The sequence below is a fragment of the Paenibacillus tuaregi genome (genome assembly GCF_900086655.1).
In the GTDB taxonomy this organism is placed as follows: Bacteria; Bacillota; Bacilli; order Paenibacillales; family Paenibacillaceae; genus Fontibacillus; species Fontibacillus tuaregi.
In genome coordinates, this window is the sequence record NZ_LT575476.1 from 675,077 (window position 1) to 698,353 (window position 23,277).

General features: G+C 51.1%; 20 protein-coding genes and 2 pseudogenes. 15 read left to right on the forward strand and 7 right to left on the reverse strand.

Translation table 11 applies throughout. From position 1 onward, the window contains the following. Positions 1-29: 29 nt before the first annotated feature. Positions 30-1,301 carry a BaiN/RdsA family NAD(P)/FAD-dependent oxidoreductase gene (locus BN6628_RS03340; RefSeq protein WP_068614229.1) on the reverse strand — a complete coding sequence of 424 codons (1,272 nt, stop codon included), beginning with the start codon at positions 1,299-1,301 and terminating at the stop codon, positions 30-32. A 196-nt stretch (positions 1,302-1,497) separates the two neighbouring features. Between BN6628_RS03340 and BN6628_RS03345 the strand changes: the two genes are divergently transcribed. From BN6628_RS03345 to BN6628_RS03360, 5 genes and pseudogenes are all read left to right on the forward strand, one after another. Beyond that, a complete protein-coding gene (locus tag BN6628_RS03345; RefSeq protein ID WP_068614232.1) occupies positions 1,498-3,204 on the forward strand; it encodes a two-component system sensor histidine kinase NtrB in 1,707 nt (568 codons plus the stop codon). Between the two features lie 111 nt (positions 3,205-3,315). Next, positions 3,316-3,750 (forward strand): BrxA/BrxB family bacilliredoxin, encoded by a 435-nt coding sequence (locus BN6628_RS03350; protein WP_068614235.1) that lies wholly within the window; start codon positions 3,316-3,318, stop codon positions 3,748-3,750. Positions 3,751-3,874: 124 nt separating this feature from the next. After that, positions 3,875-4,684, forward strand: a complete 810-nt coding sequence (gene nadE / locus BN6628_RS03355) for an ammonia-dependent NAD(+) synthetase (RefSeq protein WP_068614239.1) — start codon at positions 3,875-3,877, stop codon at positions 4,682-4,684. Positions 4,685-5,194: 510 nt separating this feature from the next. Beyond that, positions 5,195-5,365 (forward strand): annotated as a pseudogene (locus BN6628_RS26525) (hypothetical protein); the annotation flags it as partial. Positions 5,366-5,386: 21 nt separating this feature from the next. Then, positions 5,387-7,912: a glycosyl hydrolase family 18 protein gene (locus BN6628_RS03360; protein WP_068614242.1), complete on the forward strand. Its 2,526-nt coding sequence runs from the start codon at positions 5,387-5,389 to the stop codon at positions 7,910-7,912. Between the two features lie 194 nt (positions 7,913-8,106). Here BN6628_RS03360 and BN6628_RS03365 read toward each other — a convergent pair whose 3' ends face one another. Further along, entirely contained in the window at positions 8,107-8,928 is an 822-nt protein-coding gene (locus tag BN6628_RS03365) for a serine aminopeptidase domain-containing protein (RefSeq protein WP_068614245.1), read from the reverse strand. Positions 8,929-9,053: 125 nt separating this feature from the next. Between BN6628_RS03365 and acpS the strand changes: the two genes are divergently transcribed. After that, positions 9,054-9,473, forward strand: a complete 420-nt coding sequence (gene acpS / locus BN6628_RS03370) for a holo-ACP synthase (protein WP_068614248.1) — start codon at positions 9,054-9,056, stop codon at positions 9,471-9,473. Positions 9,474-9,484: 11 nt separating this feature from the next. Next, positions 9,485-10,672 carry an A/G-specific adenine glycosylase gene (mutY, locus tag BN6628_RS03375; RefSeq protein WP_068614253.1) on the forward strand — a complete coding sequence of 396 codons (1,188 nt, stop codon included), beginning with the start codon at positions 9,485-9,487 and terminating at the stop codon, positions 10,670-10,672. A 100-nt stretch (positions 10,673-10,772) separates the two neighbouring features. On the opposite strand, the gene BN6628_RS03380 is transcribed toward mutY, so the two are convergent. Continuing rightward, a complete protein-coding gene (locus BN6628_RS03380) occupies positions 10,773-10,967 on the reverse strand; it encodes a hypothetical protein (RefSeq protein ID WP_068614256.1) in 195 nt (64 codons plus the stop codon). A 137-nt stretch (positions 10,968-11,104) separates the two neighbouring features. Next, a complete protein-coding gene (locus tag BN6628_RS03385) occupies positions 11,105-11,719 on the reverse strand; it encodes a superoxide dismutase (protein ID WP_068614260.1) in 615 nt (204 codons plus the stop codon). A 206-nt stretch (positions 11,720-11,925) separates the two neighbouring features. On the opposite strand from BN6628_RS03385, the gene BN6628_RS03390 reads away from it, so the two are divergent. The 6 genes and pseudogenes from BN6628_RS03390 to folE all read left to right on the forward strand — a co-directional run bounded on the left by BN6628_RS03390 (position 11,926) and on the right by folE (position 17,672). After that, the gene (locus BN6628_RS03390) at positions 11,926-13,140 is read left to right on the forward strand and encodes a chromate transporter (RefSeq protein WP_068621924.1); all 1,215 of its coding nucleotides are present in this window, start codon (positions 11,926-11,928) and stop codon (positions 13,138-13,140) included. Positions 13,141-13,483: 343 nt separating this feature from the next. Next, positions 13,484-13,921: a GNAT family N-acetyltransferase gene (locus BN6628_RS03395; RefSeq protein WP_068614263.1), complete on the forward strand. Its 438-nt coding sequence runs from the start codon at positions 13,484-13,486 to the stop codon at positions 13,919-13,921. Between the two features lie 473 nt (positions 13,922-14,394). Further along, positions 14,395-15,573, forward strand: a pseudogene (gene queG, locus BN6628_RS03400) (tRNA epoxyqueuosine(34) reductase QueG); the annotation flags it as partial. Between the two features lie 88 nt (positions 15,574-15,661). After that, positions 15,662-16,699, forward strand: coding sequence for an HD-GYP domain-containing protein (locus BN6628_RS03405; protein ID WP_068614266.1), 1,038 nt, complete (start codon positions 15,662-15,664; stop codon positions 16,697-16,699). A gap of 97 nt (positions 16,700-16,796) precedes the next feature. After that, entirely contained in the window at positions 16,797-17,027 is a 231-nt protein-coding gene (locus tag BN6628_RS03410; RefSeq protein ID WP_068614269.1) for a YneF family protein, read from the forward strand. A gap of 51 nt (positions 17,028-17,078) precedes the next feature. Next, the gene (gene folE, locus BN6628_RS03415) at positions 17,079-17,672 is read left to right on the forward strand and encodes a GTP cyclohydrolase I FolE (RefSeq protein WP_068614272.1); all 594 of its coding nucleotides are present in this window, start codon (positions 17,079-17,081) and stop codon (positions 17,670-17,672) included. 176 nt (positions 17,673-17,848) lie between these two features. Here the strand turns inward: folE and BN6628_RS03420 are convergent, their stop codons facing one another. Both BN6628_RS03420 and BN6628_RS03425 read right to left on the reverse strand, forming a co-directional pair. After that, positions 17,849-19,045 carry a Fe-Mn family superoxide dismutase gene (locus BN6628_RS03420; RefSeq protein ID WP_068614275.1) on the reverse strand — a complete coding sequence of 399 codons (1,197 nt, stop codon included), beginning with the start codon at positions 19,043-19,045 and terminating at the stop codon, positions 17,849-17,851. Positions 19,046-19,148: 103 nt separating this feature from the next. Then, positions 19,149-20,165, reverse strand: a complete 1,017-nt coding sequence (locus tag BN6628_RS03425) for an alpha/beta hydrolase (protein ID WP_068614278.1) — start codon at positions 20,163-20,165, stop codon at positions 19,149-19,151. Positions 20,166-20,418: 253 nt separating this feature from the next. Here BN6628_RS03425 and BN6628_RS03430 point away from each other — a divergent pair, with 253 nt between their 5' ends. Beyond that, positions 20,419-21,162 carry an IclR family transcriptional regulator gene (locus BN6628_RS03430; protein ID WP_068614282.1) on the forward strand — a complete coding sequence of 248 codons (744 nt, stop codon included), beginning with the start codon at positions 20,419-20,421 and terminating at the stop codon, positions 21,160-21,162. Positions 21,163-21,288: 126 nt separating this feature from the next. After that, positions 21,289-21,582, forward strand: coding sequence for a hypothetical protein (locus BN6628_RS03435; protein WP_068614285.1), 294 nt, complete (start codon positions 21,289-21,291; stop codon positions 21,580-21,582). A 67-nt stretch (positions 21,583-21,649) separates the two neighbouring features. On the opposite strand, the gene BN6628_RS03440 is transcribed toward BN6628_RS03435, so the two are convergent. Next, positions 21,650-23,275 carry an alpha/beta hydrolase family protein gene (locus BN6628_RS03440; protein WP_235847564.1) on the reverse strand — a complete coding sequence of 542 codons (1,626 nt, stop codon included), beginning with the start codon at positions 23,273-23,275 and terminating at the stop codon, positions 21,650-21,652. Positions 23,276-23,277 lie beyond the last annotated feature (2 nt).

A 23,277-nucleotide genomic window follows, 5' to 3' on the forward strand; every position in this document is an offset into this window, starting at 1 on the left:
AATCGCTGGCTTGTTTGAATTTTTCGGTTTCAATTAGCGTGTGCACTGCTTCCCGCATGATATCCCGCCGTATACCCAGTTGTGAACGCGGCGGTGATGTTGTAACCGCCTGTGTAGCCATGGATATCAAGGACTTCGCCGCAGAAATAAAGGCCGGGCATCAGCTTGGACTCCATCGTGCGCGGCTCGATTTCCTTGAGATGAACGCCGCCTCCGGTTACGAAAGCTTCTTCAAAAGGCCGTGTGCCGCTAGCTTTGACCGGGAATGCCTTAAGCACCGTAATGAAGGCAGCCCAGGGCTCCTTCGGCAGGTGTTCAAAGGTGGTATCCCCGTTCAGTCCGGCTTGGCCGAAGAGAAGCGGGAGCAGCCGCTCGGGAATTTTGCCCTTGAACACATTTTTAAGGGCCTTCTTGGGCTCAGCGGCCGCTAGGCGGCGAAGCTCCTGCTCCAGTGCCCCGGCAGAATAATCGGGGAAGAGATCGATTTGCAGCAGCGCTTCCGGCACGCCAAACTTCTTCTTCACCTGGCGGATGAACTGACTGCAGCGCAGCGCGATCGGCCCGGACAGTCCGAAGTGTGTGAAGATCATGTCCCCGCGGTGGGAGATCACCGCCTTGCCTTTGGGATTCATGACAGATAGCTCGACATCTCTAAGGGAGAGGCCCTGAAGCTCCCGGCTGGCAATGAAGGGTTCCTTGGATACGATAGGCACTTCTGTCGGATAAAGCTCGGTTATCGTATGTCCTGCCGCCTCGGCCCAGGGATAACCGTCTCCTGTAGATCCAGTGTGCGGAACCGATCTGCCGCCGGTGGCCACGATAACGCTCGCAGCGTTAAGGGTTTGGCCTGAGATCAGCTGAACGCCCTTCACACCCTCGGGCCCGTACAGAATTTCTCTGACCGGTTCACGTGTGCGCATCTCGACACCTAGGGAGGAGGCCCGTCCGATCAGGGCATCGACCACGGTCTTGGCTTTATCGGAGACCGGGAACATGCGCCCATTGTCCTCTTCCTTAAGGGCAATCCCAAGATCTTCAAAAAAGCGGATGATATCCCGGTTGTTGAAATTTGCGAAGGCGCTGTACAGAAACCGGCCGTTCCCGGGAATGAACCGGATCAGCTCGTCAATCTCCTTGGCATTGGTCACATTGCATCGCCCGCCCCCGGAAATGCCCAGCTTACGGCCCAGTTTGTCCCCTTTATCCAAAAGTAGAACAGAGGCGCCCTGCATAGCCGCCGCAATCGAGGCCATCAGTCCAGAGGGTCCTCCTCCTATAACAATCACTTCATAACGCTTCATGTTGTCTTCCTTTCCGCAATTTTTCCTGAATCTAAGTATACCCTAAACAGGCCGGAGGCGAATAACAAAACGTGGGGAATTACCCAATAGGAAATCCCTATAAAAGACAAACCTCTGCTGCCTAACATGTTATTGTAAAATATTGTCGCCTATGCTTTAATCAATAGCAGAGTCTGCACTGCTAAGGGGGGAGAACGTGGTTGCTGTAAAGGAAATTCTGCTTCAAGTGCTCATTGCGTGTTCGCCGGCTTTTCTCTTCCCGCTGATTTTTGAAAGATGCAGACCGCACCCTGTGCAGAATGCTGGACCCGAGAGGAACTCCTATTACAATATTCTTCTATGCTCTTGTCTGATTAGTATTCTGATATGCTCAACCTTCTCAACTTACTTATTCGGTATTATACCTCTAAATTACTTTTTGCCTTCCTTATTTATTGGCATGCTGTACGGCAGACTGCGGGACGGGCTTATATTGGCCGCAGTCCAGTTGATCATCTATATTCTAATTACTCCTTTCAAAGGGATCGGCTTCCTTCTTGATACCGGCCTTGTTTTATATCCAATGGTTCTCCTGTCATCCGCGAGATTCAAACGTGGAGGAAGGCAGGCCAAGCTGATTACGTTATCCTTCTTCCTTCTGGCCGGACAATATTTATCAACTTCCCTGTCATTTCTGACATGGCCCTTATCCTACAAGATGGACCTTACGGTTATCTTGTTTGGCATCGTCAATATAGCCGCAGCTGTTGTTATTGGGGGGCTGCTGCTGGTTGTTATAGAGAGCTCCCTCGACAAGGAACGTCTGCAGATGCAGGTTACTCAGCTGTCCCGGCGGTATTTCCGCGAGGCGGAGAAGCTTCAACAGATGATGGATGCAGCCCCGGTCTCCATTCTTTTATTGGATCAGCAGGGGCGCATTGTATCGGTCAACGATACATTTCTGAACTTCTACCGGACAGAGCATCCCGAGGCGGTTAAGGAAGAACTGGTCGGCAGAATGCTGAATGAGACGCTTAAGGGCCTTGATATCGAAATTTTTGGCGCCAGGGCCGAAAGGACGCTCCGCAATCGTGAAACTACGAGTGAGCTTATGCAGGTGGGAGAGCGGATGTTCTACACCAGCACTTCTCCTATCAAGCGGGGGCACACGGATGAAACGTTCGGTGCTGTCATCATCATTCAGGATATCACGGAGCTTGAGACGCTCCGGACGGAGCTTGGCAATGTGGAGCGTCTGAGTCTGGTTGGTCAGATGGCGGCAGGCATTACTCACGAAATCCGCAATCCGATGGCTGTTGTCAGGGGATTCCTGCAGTTGATGAAGGAGAAGAGTCCGCCTTCACTCGACCATTATTACCGCATTGTGATGGACGAGCTGGACCGGGCGAACGGGATTATTAACGATTTTCTCTCGTTGGCTCAGAGCCGGAGTGTGAATAAAGAAGAGTGCCAGCTCCATGATATCATTCATGAATTAAGTCCTTTATTGTGGGCGGACGCGAATCTCCGCGGGCAGAGCATAGAACTTAAGCTGGCTCCGTATCTTCCAACACTTCCGCTTAACAACAAAGAGATTAAGCAGGTGATTCTCAATCTGTCCCGCAATGCGATGGAGGCGATGGAGGACAAGGGGCAGCTGACCCTGGAGACCCGCAATATTCCTGGAGGAGTAGAGCTTCGCGTCACGGATACGGGGCCAGGGATTCCGCCGGCGAAGCAGGAGAAGCTGTTTCAACCTTTTTTTACAACAAAAGCGCAGGGTACAGGTCTCGGTCTGGCCCTCTGTCTAAGCATTATTGAGCGTCACAACGGTATGATCTCAGTGGAGTCCGATGAGGGCAGGGGAACCACATTTTCGGTTAAATTTATGAAGCCCTTGGGCCATAATGCGGGGGACGCCTGAAAGTGGGCTGTATTAACGTAAATTTGCTTTCCTTGGTCCGGGATGTATAATAAAATTATCTTTATCAACAAACACTTATTTTAAGATTAGTAAGCTAAGGAGTGAAAGAACGTGTCCATGTCTTTTGACCAATATATGAGAGATATGGTTCAGCCTATGAGGGATGAACTGACTCGCCTGGGAATTCAAGAGCTTCGTACGCCAGAAGAAGTGGAAGCAAGCTTTCCTGCCTTGAAAGGGACGTCACTGGTAGTTATTAACTCGGTTTGCGGATGTGCTGCGGGACAATGCCGTCCGGGAGTAGCCAAGGCGCTTGAGAACGACATTACGCCGGATCACCTGTTTACGGTGTTCGCAGGTCAGGATAAAGAAGCAACCACGAAAGCGCGTGAGTATTTCGCACCTTATCCGCCATCTTCGCCGTCCATCGCACTTCTCAAAGACGGAGAGCTCGTTCATTTCATTGAACGCCACCAAATCGAAGATCGTTCTGCGGAGGAAATTGCGGCTGATTTGACCAGCGCGTTTGATCGTTTCTGCCGGTAATAATTCATATGTACGCCCTGCAGATCGGATAACCGATTTTGCGGGGCGTTTGGTTTACTTGGAAGCCGATTGGTTTACATAGTGAGGGAATGGATCGTTAATGATAGCAGAGAGGTGAGGAATTATGAGTTTACAACAGGAAATTATTGAACGTCTCGGGGTACAGCCGAGCATTGATGTGGACCAGGAAATTCGCAAGCGTGTGGATTTTCTTAAGAAGTATGTAAAGAATTCGGGCACGTCCGGCCTGCTGATTGCTATCAGCGGTGGTATTGATAGTGCAGTAGCCGCTGGGCTCTGCAAACAGGCTACGGATGAACTGACCAAGGAAGAAGGTAAGGAATATATCACTCTGGGAGTGTACCAGCCTTATGGCACACAGGAAGATATCGCCCACAGCTACGCCGTTTCTGAGGCATTTGGGATAACCAAAACGATGGAGACCAATATTGAAGAAGCCGTAGATGAAATTGCACTTGAAGTGGAGCATGGATTGAAGAAGATTGGATTGTCCCGGCATATAAGCTATCAGGGGAAAGGGAATGTGAAGGCCCGTACCCGTATGGTGGTTCAGTATGCAATCGCCTTTGAACTGAATCTGCTTGTCGTTGGTACCGACCATGCCTCGGAAGCCCTGACTGGCTTCTATACCAAATGGGGGGATGGCGCGGTGGATATAACCCCGCTCAGCTCGCTGAACAAACGGCAGATCAGACAGCTTGCAGCTAAGCTTGGCGTGCCGAAGAGCATCCTGGACAAAGCTCCGACTGCCGGACTATGGGAAGGTCAGACTGATGAAAAAGAGCTTGGCGTCAGCTATGAGGACAACAGCGACTATCTGGAAGGCAAGCAGATCAGCGACGAGGCCCGTGAGCGTCTGGAAAAGTTCTACCGCAGAACGGAGCACAAGCGCAGCCCGATTCCGGGTATTTGATGATATGAAAGACTTTGATTTATAACATAAACAATCCGGTGCATGATATGCCGGGTTGTTTTTTTATGCAGTTAACTTCTAAGCATATAACAAGATTGTTATATCTGTATAAAAATATAGATTAAAATAATTCTAAATCGCCCATTAATTGGTCGATTGCGGCTTGTTTAGATAATTATATCCCTCCTTTGTAAGAAAACATCCCTAGTAGGTCACTGTAATTCGCATATAATTACTACTAAATGGATGGAACGGTATGAAATGCAATCCGTCCGCTTACACCCTCAAGAGACATAACCACATTACAGAGTTTCCTCGAGTATCTTCTAAATCCCTGATCGGTTTATTTAACAATTTCCTTTATGAAGTGCCGCTAAGTATGGTTTAAATTCATTTCCTATCAAAGGAATGAATTTATATACACAATGCCGCTAGATTCTATAGTGGAGGTGAACAAGCAGCAGTGTTTCTTATATGGCATTGTACAAAAATGATAGATTGGGGTGTAATATGAAAGCGCTTCAAAAAACTAGGGCATGGCAGTTAATCGTTTATTCACTATGTTCTGCACTCATTTTCTCATCGTTTGCATTAACAGGAAAAGCATCGGCTCAATCATCGGATATTAAAGGACACTGGGCCGAGACTCAACTTGCTGAATGGCAAAGTCATGGTCTTCTTAAAGGATACGCTGATGGTTCATTGAAGCCCGATAATTCGATTACTCGCGCAGAGCTTATTGCGCTTATTAACAGATATTTTAATTTTACAGAAGAGAAAGCCATTAGCTTCTCCGATACTAAGGGCGATAAGTGGTACCATTCGGAAATTGCTAAAGCTGTTCAGGCTGGTTATGTCAACGGCTACAGCGATGGGACGATTCGTCCTGATCAAAAGGTAAGCAGACAGGAAACAGCTGTTATGCTCGCTAGAGCACTTAAGCTTGACCCGGCGGCTTCTACGGGGAACTTAAACAGCTTCAAAGATGCTGCTGCTATCGCAAGCTGGAGCAAAGATGCGGTCAGCACCTTGGCGGGTAAAGGGGTTATTGAGGGATATGAAGATGGAACGTATCGCCCCAATGCTAATTTGACCCGTGCTGAAGGGGTCGTACTGTTAAGTCGGATGTCGAATGCCCAGACCGTGACTTATGATAAAGCAGGCACCTACGGTCCAGCGGCAGGAACGGTAACGGTTCTTGGCAATGTGACCATTAATGCGGCAGGAACTACTCTTCAGAACACGGTAATCCGCGGGAACCTGTTACTTGGCAAGGGCATTGAGAATGGGGATGTTACCCTCAAAAATGTCAAAGTAGACGGGACTACAACGGTTAATGGCGGTGGGGAGAGCTCCATCCATCTAGTGAATACTGTTCTAACTAAACTAATTGTAAACAAATTAGGCGGAGTAGTAAGAATAGTAGCTGAAGGTACGTCATCTATCCAAGAGACATATGTAGTATCATCCGCTAAGCTCGAGGAAGCAGGAACCGGTGCTGGTTTTATAAAAGTAATTTTTGCAAAAGAATTGCCAACGGGTTCTGTTGTTACTTTAACAGGAGCATTTAGCACACTGGCCATGGAGGCCTCGAATATTAAGGTAGAGTTTCTTAAAGGTTTAGTGGAAAGCATGACAGTTAATGGCAGCGGCAACACCATTCATCTTGGCAAAGATGCAACCATTGCTAAATTAATTCTGAATGCAACCGTGAAAGTTTTAGGTTTTGGTCAAGTTCAACATGCTACTGTAAATGAGGGTGGTAAAGGGTCTTCATTTGAAACAGCGCCAGGTAAAGTAGACGGACCTCAAAGCGGCTCTATTAGTTCCGGCACAAGCGGTTCGAATAATGGAGGGACTGGTGGATCAACGGGCAATAACGGCGGTTCAGCCGGTGGTGGTTCTAACAACGGTGGAGGTACCGATCCATCAGGACCAGCAGCACCTGTGGTATTGAACGTAGTGGAAGGAAAGACGTACACTTCGGGTGTTCTGCCGAACTGGACCGATGCGGCAGGCACAACCAGTACAGCGACTCTGAATGGTAAGACGTATGTGAAAGGTACAGGGATCACGGATGCTGGCGAGTATGCGTTAGTCGTAACGGCCAGCAAGAATGGCAAAAGCGCCAGTACAACGGTTAAATTCAAGATTGATCCAGCTCTGCGGATCATTGGATATGTACCCGGCTGGGTAGACTGGTCTGATGCGAATACGGTAGATGTAGCCAAAATGACACACCTGAACTACGCATTTAACCATATTGATAAAGATCACAAGCTCATTCCATTCCAAGGAAACTACCATGATGATCAGAACTATGCCTATTTAAGCAGTCTGAAGTCCAAGAACCCCAATTTGAAGATTCTGAATTCTGTTGGAGGATGGGGCGCAGATGGGTTCTCGGATGCGGCAGCGACACCAGCAGCCCGGGAGACTTTTGTCAACAGTGTGATCGAGCATATCAAGAAATACAATCTGGACGGAGTGGACCTCGACTGGGAGTATCCAACACAAACGGCGGGTGATCTGATTAAGGCAAGCCCAGAGGATAAGGAGAACTTCACACTTCTTCTTCAAATGGTTCGTGAGAGGCTGAACAAGTTGGGCCTTGAGAACAACAAATATTATGAGCTGACCATTTGTGCGGCTACCGCATCGGACTATCCGAAGTGGGTCGAGCTGGATAAGATCATTCCGCTCCTGGACAGCCTGAACATCATGACATATGACTTGGCAGGTGGATGGGTGCAGAAAACTGCTCACCACACAAATCTTTATGCAGGTAGAAGCGTGGATTCAACGGTGCAGATGTTCTTGGATAATCACGTGCCAGCAAGCAAAATTGCGATCGGAGCTGCTTTCTACGCTCACAAATGGACAGACGTAGAAGCAGACGGAGAGAATATTCTTGATCAGAAAGCCAAGGGCAGCGAGGAAACGCCAACGTACAACGATATTCTTACGAAATATAACGAAGAGCATGGATTTATCCGTCATTGGGATGAAGCAGCCAAGGCGCCTTACCTGTACAACCCGACCACTAAGGAATTTCTGTCTTATGACGATCCACAGTCCTTAACGGAAAAAGGAAAATATGTACTGGATAAGAAACTTGGCGGCGTATTGTTCTGGGAGTACAGCCAGGATAAGACGGGGGCCTTGTTAGGAGCACTTTATGATGCTCTACAGGGCAAAGCACCTGAACCGGGTACCAACACAAATTAAGCAGTTGACAGCCGCCGCTATGCAACGCCATACCACGCTCTGAGCTTCGGACGCCCTTTAGCCTGGTATGGAAAACTGCTTAGGATGAGCTTTAATAGGAACAACCATTTTAACTTCTTGAGTGTTAATCCGAAGAAGCCAAGCACAACTGAATGTGCTTGGCTTCTTCATGTTATGAGAACATTTAGTCAAGGTTATCCCCGCTTACGGAGCACATCGGAGATGAACAGCTCGCTGGCATTAATGGCATCCTTCAACTGGCGGCTCGCTCCCTGGAAGGGATGGGTCGTATTGAAGGTATGATTGGCTCCCTCAATTAGAATCCAAGGAATATGAGGGTTCGCTTCAACCAGCTTTCGGGAGCCCTCCAACAGATGGTCCTCCGTTCCCTGAATCAGAGCTACGGCGAAATCGGCCAGGCCGATGCGGTTCATAATATGATAACGGTCCTTCTGCTGCTCAAGATCTTCTAGAATAACAACATCCAGCGGCATCCGCTGGCCGGTTCTTGCATTAACCACGTGACTGCGGCCTTGCTCACGCATCTCCTTCTTTTGCTGCTCGTTAAAGAGATCCAGCTTCGTAAGTCCGTTCCAGGACAGGACCCCGGCCAACGTTCTCGGGTGATCAAAGCCATAGACCAGGCAAACCCCGGCCCCCCGGCTGTGTCCGATCAGGAATAGGGGCAGGGCAGACAGAGACGGGTCCTGCCGGATATAGGTATGAAGAGCCTCGAGGTCTCGAAGCTCGCGATCGTAGGTATTGACGGCAAATTTATCAAGTTCGGTGAATTCTGTTGGACTTTCGCCAATGCCATTATGGGAGAAATTAAAAGTAATGACTTCATGCTGGCGGCTGAATTGTTCGGCAACATAGGGGAACATGCCCCAATCTTTGAAACCCTTGAAGCCGGGGGCCAGAATAATTAGGCTCTGCGGCCTAGCCTCCTTCGAGGGATAACGGGTGCACCTGAGCAGGTTCGCTTCATCCAGCCGGATATTGAAATCTATCGGCATTCAAGCTCACATCCTTATCTGGTGGTATCGCCTACCATTATATCACATCCCGGACTAAAGACTCGCATGGATGCGGCACAGTTGGTACAATGGAAATATAGTCTGGACGGAAGGAAGGGGTCACATTGATCTATGGCATTGGCCATGATGTAGTCGAGATTCCCCGTATCGAAGCGCTTGCGGGTGGACCGCTGGGAGAGCGGTTTCTCAAGCGGGTCCTTACAGAGGCGGAGCGGGCAAGTGCCGCTGGCCGCAATCGCCTGGCGGAGTATACGGCGGGTCGCTTTGCCGTCAAGGAAGCGGTAAGCAAGGCGTTTGGTTGCGGCATCGGCCGGACTTTGGGCTTCCAGGATATCCAGATTACTCCGGATGCGGCCGGGAAGCCTTGGGCTGAGCTCTCCGAAGGGGCGTGGGAGCGCCTTACGCTTAGCGGCAGCCCGCAGCACTATAAAATACATGTGAGTATCACCCATGAGAGACAGCTGGCCTCGGCTTTTGTTATTGTTGAATATATACCGCCAGAAAGCGTATCAGATGAACGATAGAGGAGACACGGATGCAGCAGGATAACAAGGATATCAAAAAATTCTTTAGCACTGAATTGTTGGAATGGTACGGGCGGTCCAAGCGTGATTTACCTTGGCGCCGACACCGTGACCCTTACTTTATATGGGTGTCGGAAATTATGCTTCAGCAGACCCGGGTGGACACGGTCATTCCGTATTTCCACCGTTTTATAGAGAAGTTTCCTACGGTTAAGGCTTTGGCAGAAGCCCCTGAGGAAGATGTGCTGAAATGCTGGGAGGGGCTTGGATATTACTCCCGCGCCCGCAATCTGCAGCAGGCCGCCAGGCAGGTAGTAGAGCAGCATGGGGGAAGTATCCCTGATGACTTGGAAGCCGTCTCGGCTCTTAAAGGGGTTGGCCCTTATACCCGCGGCTCTATTATGAGCATAGCGTTTAACCGGCCTGTGCCGGCTGTGGACGGGAATGTGATGCGGGTGCTGTCCCGTTACTTCCTGATTGAAGAGGACATCATGAAAGCAACAACCCGGAAGAAGATGGAGGCTCTGGCTGAAGAGCTGATTCCCGAAGGCCGGGCCTCCGATTTCAATCAGGCCCTAATGGAGCTGGGCGCGCTCGTATGTACGCCCAAGTCTCCGCACTGCTTGACCTGCCCGGTGATGGAGCACTGCCAGGGTCGTCTGGCAGGCATGGAGACCGAGCTGCCGGTCAAGACCAAGGCCAAAAAGCCGCGGCCGGAATACCGGCTGGCCGCGCTTGTGGAAGGCAGCGGCCCGGACGAAGGCCGCGTGCTGGTGCGGCAGCGCCCGGCCACGGGCCTGCTCGCCCGCATGTGGGAGCTGCCGCATATTCTGGCGGCAGCGGACCCGGCCGGCGGCGCCGGACTGCCGGATGGGCCGGCCGAAGACCGGCTCATCGGCGCGCTTGCCGCCGCAAGGGTGTACGCGCAGCCGCAGGGGCCTTATATGGAGGCTGAGCATACGTTCAGCCACATTCATTGGAACCTGCGCGTGTACCGTTTCCGCCAGTCCCCCGAATTGGGGGCGCTGGCGGCCCTCGGCGCCGTTGCGGAGTCCGACGCCGTGTATGAGATTGCCGCGGCTCAGGAAGGCGAGCCGCTGGAGACGCGCTGGATTAACCGGGAGGATATGGAGAAGCTGGCTTTTCCCAATGTGTTTCTGAAAATCCTGAACCAGTACTTTTCTATTGGTAATTCTTAAGTTAGCCTATATAGAAGCAGCCTTCATTCCCGCCTGGAAAGTGCCAGGCAGAATTGAAGGCTGTTTGTTTGTGTTCGTGGGACGGATCGGTTTACGAAAGTCAGATCATCCGGTTCTCGACAGATTTCATCTTGTTCTGCTCATCAGGCACCCGGCTCTGATCCAGGATCTCCTGATCCTGTACATGACCGGTATCCCCGCTGACACTTCTGGCGAAGCTAGTAAACTGCGCCTTATGCTTGTCGGCTTCATGCTTGGACTTTAACAGCTCTTGCGGATCGTTGGTAGTCATCATCTAACCTCCTTATCCATATAAGAGTTGTTATTACTTTACCCAATTTGCCTGAATCCAACCAGTAAAATTGCCGTACTGACGTACAGCCAAGCGAATAAAAAAAGGACCGCATTTGCGGTCCTTGGGTAGACTGAAAATTATTTTTTGGCAGCCTCGTAACGTTTGTTCACTTCGTTCCAGTTGATTACGTTCCAGAACGCAGCGATGTAGTCAGGGCGTTTGTTCTGATATTTCAGGTAGTAAGCATGCTCCCATACGTCAAGACCCAGAACTGGAGTTTGTCCTTCCATGATTGGGCTGTCTTGGTTAGGCGTGCTGGTTACCGCAAGCTTGCCGTCTTTGCCAACAACGAGCCATGCCCAGCCGCTGCCGAAACGCGTAGTTGCCGCTTTAGCGAAATCTTCCTTGAACTTGTCGAAACCGCCAAGCTCGCTGTCGATTGCGGAAGCGATAGCACCAGTAGGATTGCCGCCACCGTTAGGTCCGATGATTTCCCAGAATAGGCTATGGTTAGCATGTCCGCCACCGTTGTTGCGTACTGCTGTACGGATGTTCTCTGGAACTGCATCCAGGTTGGAGATCAGTTCTTCAACGCTCTTGCTTTGAAGTTCAGGTGCGCTTTCAAGTGCAGCGTTCAGGTTAGTGACATATGTGTTATGGTGACGATCGTGGTGGATGTTCATAGTTTGTTCGTCGATATGTGGTTCGAGTGCGTTTGCTGCATATGGCAATGCTGGCAGTTGATGAGCCATTTGTGAATCCCTCCTGAAATGTTTTTTGGTATTCAAACATACAAAAGAGCACCTATGTACGGATGCCTCACTTATAATTAAACATGATAATCTTGACTAAATCAATAGGGCTGTATGGAAAGGGCTGGATATCGGCCGGTGGTTCTGGCATGCTGTTGGTAGGAGACGATTTTGTAATTGCCAATCCGTGGGGGAGAGATGCTTTCATGTACAAGAAAGACCGGGGGGAAGCAGTCCGGGGAAAGGGCAGAGGTGCGGCGCTTTTTGAGGTTTTGCTGGTCTCGGTCAAGCTGGGACTGACTTCTTTTGGCGGGCCTATCGCACATCTTGGCTACTTTCATAACGAATATGTTCAAAAGCGCAAGTGGATGGATGAACGGAATTACGCCGATTTGGTGGCACTCTGCCAGTTCCTGCCCGGTCCGGCGAGCAGCCAGGTTGGGATTGGAATCGGGGTGATCCGGACAGGCCTGCTTGGGGGAATCGTGGCCTGGCTCGGCTTTACGCTTCCGTCCGTTATCGCACTAGTCTTCTTTGCGCTTCTTCTTCAGGGGATGGATATATCACAAGCGGGATGGATTCACGGGCTGAAGATTACTGCCTTGGCTATTGTGGCTCATGCGGTATTGGGCATGGGGCAGAAATTGGCCCCTGACGCGAAACGGGCCACGATTGCCGCTGTGGCGGCTTCTGTGATCCTGCTGTGGCAGAATCCTTTCAGCCAGGTCGCGGTGATTGCCGCAGCAGGTCTGGCAGGGCTCTGGCTGTACCGGGAGGATAGCCAAGGGGAGAAGACGCGGCAGCTTAAAGTGCCGATCAGCCGTAGGGCAGGAGCGGGATGTCTGATTCTCCTTTTCATTCTGCTTGTGGCTTTGCCACTGCTTCGGACAGCAATTGCAAGTCCAGCTCTCGCCTTGTTTGACAGCTTCTTCCGATCAGGTGCTCTGGTATTTGGCGGGGGCCACGTGGTGCTGCCTTTGTTAGAGCAGGAAATTGTAGGGTCAGGCTGGGTGAGCAAGTCTGTGTTTTTGGCCGGTTACGGGGCAGCTCAAGCTGTGCCGGGTCCTCTTTTTACATTTGCCTCTTACTTGGGGATGATGGCTTACGGCCTGGGAGGTGCGGTTATTGCCACTGTGGGGATATTTCTTCCCGCGTTTCTGCTGGTGATCGGAGCGCTGCCTTTCTGGAGTACTCTTCGGGGAAACCCCCGGGCCCAAGCAGCCCTGATAGGGGTCAATGCTGCTGTAGTGGGAATTCTTGCCGCTGCCTTTTATAATCCGCTCTGGACTTCTACAGTCAGAGAGCCGGCAGATTTTGTCCTAGCTATGATTCTGTTTGTCATGCTTAATTTCTGGAAATGTCCTCCGTGGGTGATTGTGCTGGCTGGAGCAGCGGGGGGAGCTCTTGCTGCCGCGGCTTAAACTTGGCTTATGCGCTTACAAGACTGTAAAATCCGTCATTTCTGGCTGTTCGGATCAGGTGTATAATTGAGATAAATAATTCCGTATAACAGGGCTCTTCTTCATAAGAGAAGCCCTGTTTGATATGAGCAAAAAGCATGATATTAATGTAAACGCTTCCTATTAAGCGCTTTCAGAAGAAAACAGGTGATTTGCTGCGATAAATGTGGTTTAATGGTCAAGGAAGCTTTATTTTATCGGTTTTTGTCATGTGTATGTTCGGTTAATGTAAACTTCCTGGAGTGGACAGGCGTCCGCTTTACTTTACGTTAACCCATCTTGTGAGGAAAAGGGAGATATAGACATGCGGGTTCGTTCCTTTCAATTGAGTGACGCCAGTCAGGTCATGGAGCTTTTGCAGGTTGCCTTGTCAGAGGAATGCTATGAGGATACGAAGCGGGCATTTGCCCGGCAGCTCTCTTGGGATTCTGAGCTGATCATGGTTACGGAAGCGGACGGAGAGATCGTTGGCGTTCTAATCGGCACCATTGACCAGAACTTGGGCTGCATCTACAGGGTCGCCGTTCATCCAAATTACCGCCGTCAAGGGGTAGGCAAGAATCTGGTAACCGCAATGGAGCAGCGCTTCCAGCAGCGCAAGGTCAGCCGCATTATGGTCGCGGGAGACGAGCATAATCTCGCTGCAATGCCGCTTTATGAAGCCATGGGCTACGCCGGAAAAATTCTCGAGGCTTTCCAGAAACTCGGAATCGCGGCGGCGCATACGTTATCGAGATCATAGAATTAAGTCGAATTATTTATCCCTTTATAAGCATATCTTTCCGTGCATTGCATTTGCCGGATAGATATGCTTTTCTATTATTGTGAGGTGTTAGAAGCAGGGCTGAGTAACAATGGCATGAACTTAAGAACGTCCAACAGGCGAGTTTACATTTCATACGTCTTATGTGTAAATTATTCGTTATATAATATGAACTTTAGAATTAACCGATCTCAGCTTCGATCCCGAGTGATTCTGAAGAAGCGAAGTGTCCGCCTTGGTCTCCGAAATGCCCCTGCTTGGATATCTAGTTCAAGCATTTCGGAGACAACCGTGGCCTTAAAGAACACTCGGCATCGCAGCGCACCTAAGGGGTAACCTTCATAAGTTCATTTTATATATTTTATAGATAGCAACTCCGGCTTAACCCGGGGTTCTCTCAATATTATGTTGCAATATCCGGTTTATGTCTTAAATAGATGAGGTGATGGCTAATGAAGCCGCAGAACAACTCCAGGAAGGATGACATCATATCCTGGGCGCAGCTGAAGCGTGATATCCAGGAGGCTGCGCCATCCCTTGGCATTGATGATATAGGCTTCGCTGCTGCGGACCCTTTCTTATCTTTAAAAGAGGTGCTGCTTGACCGGCGCCGGAAAGGCTACGAATCGGGCTTTGAAGAGCCCGATATCGACAAACGAATCTATCCTGAGCTGTCGCTGGAGAATCCGGCCTCGCTTATATCGATAGCAGTGGCTTATCCATCCAAGATGGAGAATCCGCCAAAATCTGAACCGGGCAGGAATCGCGGGATTCTTGCCCGTTCTGCTTGGGGCCGTGATTATCACCATGTGCTCCGGGAGGCGATGAAGAAGCTTGAGGAATTCATCCGGCTCAGGGTGCCTGAGGCGAGAATTGAGAGCATGGTGGACACCGGTGCTTTAAATGACCGTGCGGTGGCGGAGCGTGCGGGAATAGGTTTTAAGGGGAAGAATTGTTTGATTATATCCCCGAAGTGGGGTTCATGGATTTACTTGGGTGAACTGATTACGAATATTCCCTTTCCACCGGATACCCCGGTGACTGAGGATTGCGGGGAATGCACAAAGTGCCTGGATGCGTGCCCTACGGGGGCCCTTGTGGGCCCTGGGGAACTGAACGCACAGCGGTGCGTCTCCTTCCTGACTCAGACCAAGGGTCTGCTAGAGGAGGAATTCATGCTCAAGATCGGCAACCGGCTGTATGGCTGTGATACCTGCCAGACGGTATGCCCGAAGAATCGGGGCAAGCATTGGAACCACCGGCCGGAGCTTCTTCCTGATCCTGAGGTGGCCAAGCCGCTGCTCTTGCCGCTTCTGGATATCAGTAACCGGGAGTTCAAGGAACGGTTCGGTGAGAGTGCGGCAGCTTGGCGGGGCAAGAAGCCGATCCAGCGCAATGCGTTAATTGGGCTGGGTAACTTCAAAGATCGGCTTGCCGTACCGAAGATAATAGAAGTGCTGCTTAAGGACCCACGGCCGGAACTGAGAGGGACGGCTGCATGGGCGCTTGGCCGGATAGGCGGCAGCGAGGCCATGGAAGGGCTGGGCCAAGCTGCGGAGGCCGAGCAGGACGAAGCCGTCAGAGACCGGATTGAAAGGGCGCGGGAGAAGCTGCTTAAGACCTCCCTTGCCGGAGATTCCAAGTATGGGAATCCCTCACCGGTACCTAGAACAGATTAATGATTGCTGTTCCGAAGGCGAATGATAACGGGGGGATAACATGAGGTACGTTAGCATCGAAGACATTGAACCGGGTCAGTATCTCGGCAGAACCGTATATTCTGCGAATGGGACAGTTCTGTTGTCCAGCGGTGTTCAATTAACGGTGTTTATGATTAACACCTTGAACCGGATCGGGGTCACGATGATCTACATTCAGGATGAGCGGTATGAGGATGTGGAGATTGAGGATGTGCTGAGTGAACAGACCAAACAGGTGATCTTCAGGGAGATGAGTGAGACGCTGGAGGCCGTGCGTTCAGGCAAGGAATGGAGTACCAGGAAGCTTAGCCTGTCCATTGATCAGCTTCTGCACGAGGTTCTGGATCACAAAGGGGTGCTTGTTCAGCTTACGGATATAAGGACCGCGGATAATAACCAATATCTTCACGCGGTCAATGTGTGCCTGCTTGCCTCCTTGATCGGTCTGAATATAGGGCTTAACTATAGTCAGCTCAAGGACCTGGCGATTGGGGCGATGCTGCATGATATCGGCAAGATTGTGCCTGTGCCGGAGGGGGCTGCCGCAGAGACGGGCAAGTTCCATCATACCTGGCGCGGGTTCGATCTGATCAAGCAGAAGCGGGAGTTCAGCCTGCTGGTAGCGCACACGGCTCTGCAGCATCATGAGAAGCCGGATGGCAGTGGAGTTCCACGAGGGCTTACTGATGAAGAGATTCACTTGTATGCCAAAATCGTCGCGGTTGCGAACCGGTACGATAATCTGATTGGTCAGGGGACGGGCAGTATGGACAAAAGAATGCTGCCGCACGAGGCCTGCGAGACGATGATGGCCGCATCGGAACATGATTTGGACCGGAGTGTGCTCATAGAATTCACACGCATCGTGTCTATATACCCTAACGGTACTTCCGTAAGGCTGTCTACGAAAGAGACAGGGGTCGTCGTAAGGCAGCACCGCGGGCTGCCCGGGCGTCCTGTGGTCCGGTTAATCCGTGGTTCGGGCGATGACATGGAGGTCAAGGAAGTGGATTTGGCAACAGAGACGACCCTGTTTATTGAGGCGGTTCTCGCCTGATTTTTGTTTGCTTCACAGGGCTGAAGAATGATATTATTAGTGAGTGCGTCTGCTTGTCTGAACGCATAAGAGAATCAGAATTTAGAGGTGATCGACCGTGGTCTATATCGTTGGTGTTATTGCGCTTATCGTTGGCTTGATCGGCGGATTTTTCATCGGGGTCGTATACTTGCGCAAGCAGTTGACCAAGATGCAGAGCGACCCGCAAATGCTTCAGAAAATGGCTAAGCAGATGGGATACAACCTGAACGGCAAGCAAATGCAGCGTGCGCAGCAAATGATGAAGAATCAAGGCGGAATGCCGCCGATGAATCGCAAGAAGAAATAAGGGGTATCATCGATTTTATAAAGAACTATAGAGCGAAGGGGGGCTGCTTCCATGGCAGGCGTTAAGGATTATTTGAATACCCAGGTCGGCAAGAACCGTGAACAGGTGGAACACCATGTGCGTGAGATCCTGAAGCTGATTGGCGAAGACGTGGAGCGTGAAGGACTGCTGGATACTCCGGCAAGGGTCACGCGAATGTATGAGGAAATCTTCGGCGGTTATGAGGTGGACCCGCGTGATGTGCTGGGGGTTACGTTTGAAGAGAACCACGAGGAACTGGTCATCGTTAAGGATATCGTCTATTACAGTCAATGTGAGCACCACATGGCGCCTTTCTTCGGCAAGGTGCATATCGGGTATATCCCGAGCGGCCGGATAGCGGGCCTCAGCAAGCTTGCCCGTCTGGTTGAGGCCGTTACCCGGCGGCTTCAAGTACAGGAGCGCATCACTTCACAGATCGCCGACATTATGGACGAGGTCCTTAGCCCTCAAGGGGTTATGGTGGTAGTTGAAGGTGAGCATCTGTGCATGTGCGCCCGTGGGGTCAGAAAGCCGGGAAGCAAGACAGTTACGTCCGCCGTTCGCGGCACATTCCGCAGTGATGCGGCTTCCAGAGCCGAATTCCTGTCACTGATTAAGTCATAATCAGCAGGTTGAATTAAAGACAAAGGAGCAGGCATTGCAGAGGTTTCTGCATGCTGCTCCTTTTTGCATATGACAATAATGTATGGAAGATGGGGTCTGCGGAACTAAACTGCGATATTCTGAAACTCAGCGGCTCTATAACTCAGCAGCTCTATAACTCTGGCATTTTGCCCAGATTAGAAGGGCTGCCATTTCAGATTGCGGGCTTCACCGTAGCGGTAGGCAACTTCAGGCCAGTACACCACGTTCCACCAGTCGGCAATGTATTTCTTCCGCTCGTTCTGATGCTTGAGATAATAGGAGTGTTCCCATACGTCTATCGGCAGCAGAGGAACGACATCCCACTGGGACAGGTTCTGGTGCTTCTCGGCTTGAAGAATCTCTAGTCTGTGGCTGCGCGGACTCCATACCAGAATCGCCCATCCGCCGCCTTCAACCTCTTCCGCGGCTTTGGTGAACTGCTTATGGAAGGCCTCATAGCTTCCGAAGTCCCGGCGGATCTGGTCAGCCAGCTCACCTTGAGGGCGGCCGCCTCCCTTTGGATTCATCGTATCCCAGTAGATGGTGTGCAGGTAGTGCCCGGCCCCGTTAAAAGCCAGCTCCCGCTCCCAGTGCTTCACAAGGTCAAAGTTGCCGGTCTTACGCGCCTCTGCAAGCTTGGTCTCCGCTTTGTTCAGATTGTCCACATAACTCTGGTGGTGCTTGTCATGGTGGATGCGGACGGTAGTCTCGTCGATGTGAGGCTCGAGCGCATTATATGGATAAGGCAGGGGAGGAAGCTTATGACCGCCGATGGGGACCGGCTGTGCCTTTACCCTACCTGCATCGGCCGTCTGGCTGGAGGGCTCGGCAGATGGCTCCTGAGTTCCGGGGGAAGCCTCACTGCGTATGAATGCCTGAGCGTATGGGTCCAGGACGGCTGGATGGTGAACGCTATGTTCAATCTGCCCAGGGCTGTTCAGTGTCTCCAGGACACCTAGGAAGTATTCGGATTCGCGGATGATATGTAGGATGACGGTCTTGGCCAACGGAACCGTCTTGACGGCTGCACTTTGGTCCAGCATGAGGTACAGCTGACGGATCCATTCTCGTGATTGCTGGAACGAGATATCCAGCAGGCGTTCAATCTGTCTCAGCAGCTCCGGCTGAACTGGGTTCGCCTGAACCTGAATCGCGTGCTGGAGCAGATCGTTCGCCGCCTTCTCGGTCTCCTTGAACACGATGGCCCATTCATCCAGCAGTTGTACATAAGGTTGTTCAAGGTTAGGCACGATCGCCTTAATGACATCGGTATGTTCATCCTCCTGCTGTTTCCAGAACCGGATTTCCTCCAAAATGCGAACAGGCAAAAAAGGCCCGTAAATATAGAGCATAAAAGGTGTACCCCCTCTAAAATGAACTTCTCGATATAGAAGTTATGCCAAGGGGAGGTTGGCTATGCCTAAATTTAACGGGCCTGGTACAGGTTATAAGCGGTTATTTGTTCTTCATGGCTGCCTGGGCCTGCCCCAGGAACGTGGATACCCGGCGCAGGTACTCTCTTGGATGCTCCCTGAAAATCAACTCATGATGTGCCTTCTCTACGATCCAGACACCAGATACCGGATTGGTCTGATTGGACGCAAGCTTCTCCGCAATCGGATAAGGAGCCTTCTCATCCTCGGTACCGTGGATGAACAGGATTGGGAACGGATAGTTCTTCTTCTTGACCTCCTGATAAGGAATCTGGCGCAGGCTGGTTCCGTTCTGGATCGGAAGCAGCATTTCCAGAATCTCAATAGAGGGATGCTGCGGCAGGTTCATCTTCTGCCGAATGTTATGGTACAGCGTATCCGGCTCAAGCAGGAAGGTACTGTCGAGTATCATGGCGTCGATATCTTTGCTGACGAGACCGGCCTGCAGGGCTGTGCCTGCACCCATGGAGAAGCCCCATACTACAATCTCTTTGGCACCCCTTCGCTTGGCAAGCTCTATCGCACCGAGCAGCTGCTGGGTCTCTTTCTTGCCCCCTGTAGCCACTTCCTTGCTGTTCTGTGCGGCGAAGCCATAGTCGAACATAATAACATTGAAGTTCAGCCGGTGGGCAAAGTGAGCCAAGTCATACATCGGGATCCAGCTTTCTTCCCGGTTGGCCCCGTACCCATGGCTGAACACAATGGTCTTCTTGGACCCGGGGGCCGGAATATACCACCCCTGCATAGTACGGCTTCCATCAATCGCAGGAAAATTAACATCTTCATATTTCATGCCCTTGGCCAGCATGGGGTTAGAATACAGCGGGGCTACCGTCGGATTCGACAGCACCCAGGCAATATAACCGTGCAGAGCAATAAAGCAGAACACAAGAAAAAAAACGATGGACAGCAGCAGGGCCACCAGCACATGCTTTAATTTAATAAAACGCGGGGTCAGCAGCGCGGTCTGCGTGTCCTTGGATACTCCGGTAGCTCCAGTAGAGTGGGGGGCATCGCTCCGTGTTGTCATCGGGTTCATGCATTCCCCTCCTTATATCAATTGAGTTAATATTTATGGTGATTACCCGGTAGGGGCGTATTAAATCTTATATATCCAGAAATGATTTTATATTTTATCGTATGATGAGGATTAGGCAAAGTCAATGGCGGGGAAATATATGGACTTTTCCAGAAACTATGCCATAGTAAAAATATAGACGAGACTGCGTTGTTTCTAGTATAATTTTATGTAACTAGGTTTCATGGAGTGAAACGATAGGGAGGCTTTCCTGATGGAGGACCGCAAACTGACTGTACGTGCCGTAGAGAGGGCACTTGATATATTAATGTGTTTTACCAAAGCCACGGATCTTGGACTTACGGAAATTTCAAGCCAGATCGGCCTGCACAAGAGCACTGTGCACAGGCTGATGACAACGCTGGAAGAGAAAGGGTTCGTGATTCGCGATTCGGCAACAGAGAAGTATCGCCTTGGACTCCGGATTTGGGAGCTGTCAGCCCATTTGTCGCATAGCGATGATCCCGCCGTACTGCTTCTGCCGCAGATGGAGTTGTTACGCGATCGGCTCGGTGAAACGGTAAGCTTGTATCTGCTGGATGGGACCGAGCGGATTCGAATTCAGGCAGTGCAGAGCAGCCAGGCCATACGCCGGGTTGCACCTGTAGGGGCCAGGCTGCCCCTTTACGTTGGGGCCTCAAGCAAGGTACTGGTTGCATTTGCCGATCCGTCTACGCAGCAGGCGGTCCTGAACAGCCCGGATTGGCCATCTTCCGTGGACCGTGAGGATTATATCCGTCAGCTGGACGAGATCCGCGCGAAAGGGTACGCAACCAGCTATGAGGAACGTGAGCCGGGCGCGGCTGCCGTATCCGCACCAATCTTCAATCATGCGGGTGCCAGTGTGGCCGCATTGTCCGTCTCCGGGCCTGTCAGCCGCCTTTCGCCGCAGACGCTTGTGGAATTTGGCCCCATCCTGATTGAGGCTGCCCGCGAGATGGGCCTGATGATGCATTGATCATCCGCAATTGAGGGAAACTTTAAAGACCCCTGCCGGCCGCCAGAGGCCAGGGGTCTTTTTTTGGTTGGGCTAAACATGCAGGCCCGCGGACCGTTAGAACAACGAAGATAAGGAGGGAATAAGTTGATCCTATGGCTGATTTTCTGGGGCATTCTGCTTGTGGCCGGGTATATGGTCCGTAGAGGGAAGAGGCTCCTGCTGCATCCAGACACACCCGAAGGACCGGGAAGCCGTATGATTCGTTCTTTAGGTACTTACTGTTATAGCATTGGCGCGGCTGGGCTGCTCAGGGAGATCATTCCGCTGTTGTTTAATGTATCTTCTATTATCCCGATGCTGAATATAATTCTGGTCTCCTTTGTACTTACACTGACACTGGTTATGTTCGCCAAGCTGCGCCGTCTGAAATTGGAATAATTCATGCATATACCTAAGCCGCCCCGCTAAACCTATTGTTAGCGGGGCGGCTTATTTCAAAAACAGCTTATTTGGTTTTCTTCACCCATGCCGCGATATCATTGATTATCGTCTCGGAGGCGTGAGATGGTTGGGCATATTCCATGCTTGTGGATACCCCGTCATACTCGCTGAGAAGATGATTCACTTTCGGGTAAGACTTATATTCCACGTCACTGCGGCCAGCGAGGGCAGTTTTCCAGGCGTTGAATTGGGTCATCGGAACCTGATAGTCATTCTCTCCGGCAAGAATGAGAAGTGGGCCTTTCTGCCCTTTAGCCATGTCCGTTGGCTTGTAATCTCTCATGGAATACCACCAGTAAGGGGTACCCAGAGGGAAATTGGCCGGGAGATTATCCAGAGAGTACTGCGGGTCATTCAGCATCTTGGCTGCCGCACTCCATACTGCCGCACTCTGTTCATAAGGAGCTGTGTCCTGGCCAAGGCCTTTAATCCGGCGGATCAATTCCTGCTGCTGCTCCAGCGCCACATCCATGAACGTACTGCTTGGTCCAGCAAGCATAATGGTGCCTTTGATATTCCGTTCATCCTTGTCCGCATTGATGATGAGCGGAAGAGCGAATCCGCCTTGACTGTGACCAGCTACGAAAATATGGGACGTATCAATGTCCTTGCGTGATTTCAGGTATCTAACGGCGGTAATGGCATCATCCACGGTCTCCTGCTTGATGGTTGCTTTAGGATTAGCGGCAAATTTGAAAGTATGCTCATACGTAATTTTATCATAACGGAGTACCGCAATCCCCTGACTTGCCAGACCATTCGCCAGATCACGGAACGGCTTAGCTGCGCCAATGGATGAATCCCGGTCATTAGGCCCGGAGCCGTGCACCAGTACGACCACAGGAGCGGGCCCCCCGGATACGGGTTTGGTCAACACGCCTGGCAGAGCGAATACGCCTTCACCAAGGGTAACCTCTTCTTCCGTGTAGGAAGCCGGATTCACGTAGGACGGGTTGGTATAGGCCACGCTGCCACCCGGTGCGATGAACAGGTCGTCCACTTGGCCAGCCTTATTCATACGCAGAGTATAATTGAGTGGTGCAGCTGGAGTCTGGAACGAATAGGTGATATTGGTGTGCACTCCGTTAGGCGTTACCGTTCTGGACAGCTGGGTGGAAGGAGCGCCATAGATTTGGGCGTATCCTTTCCATAGCTCCTTCAGCTGAGGCTTGGGCAGCGCTACCTTGAACGCGGGACTCATCCATTTCTCAGCAGCATCTGCGTCACCGGTTTTAAGCGCCTGTACAAATGCATCCCCAGGAAGCCCCTCTTCCACAGATGGCTTCTCTTCAGCTGGAGCATCCTGAAGCAGCTGAATGATCGCATCGGGATTGATGAGCGCTTGATTGCGAACCACCCGAAGAGAATCTGGCAAATTAATCTGCTTGCCATTCAGCGCAGCCGTTTTCTTACCAACAGTTAGAACTAGCGTGCTGTCACCTTTAGTAATCGTGACGGTTTGGGACTTCTGATTCCAGGTTACTGCTGCGCCAAGCTTGGCGGCTGTATCTCTGACCGGTGCAACGGATGAGGCGCTCTTGGCTGCCCCAGCAGCAGCTGGAACGGATAGACTAAGACACAGGGCAGCGGTAACTGCAGTGTACCGGATTTTTGGACGTTTCGTCATCATGG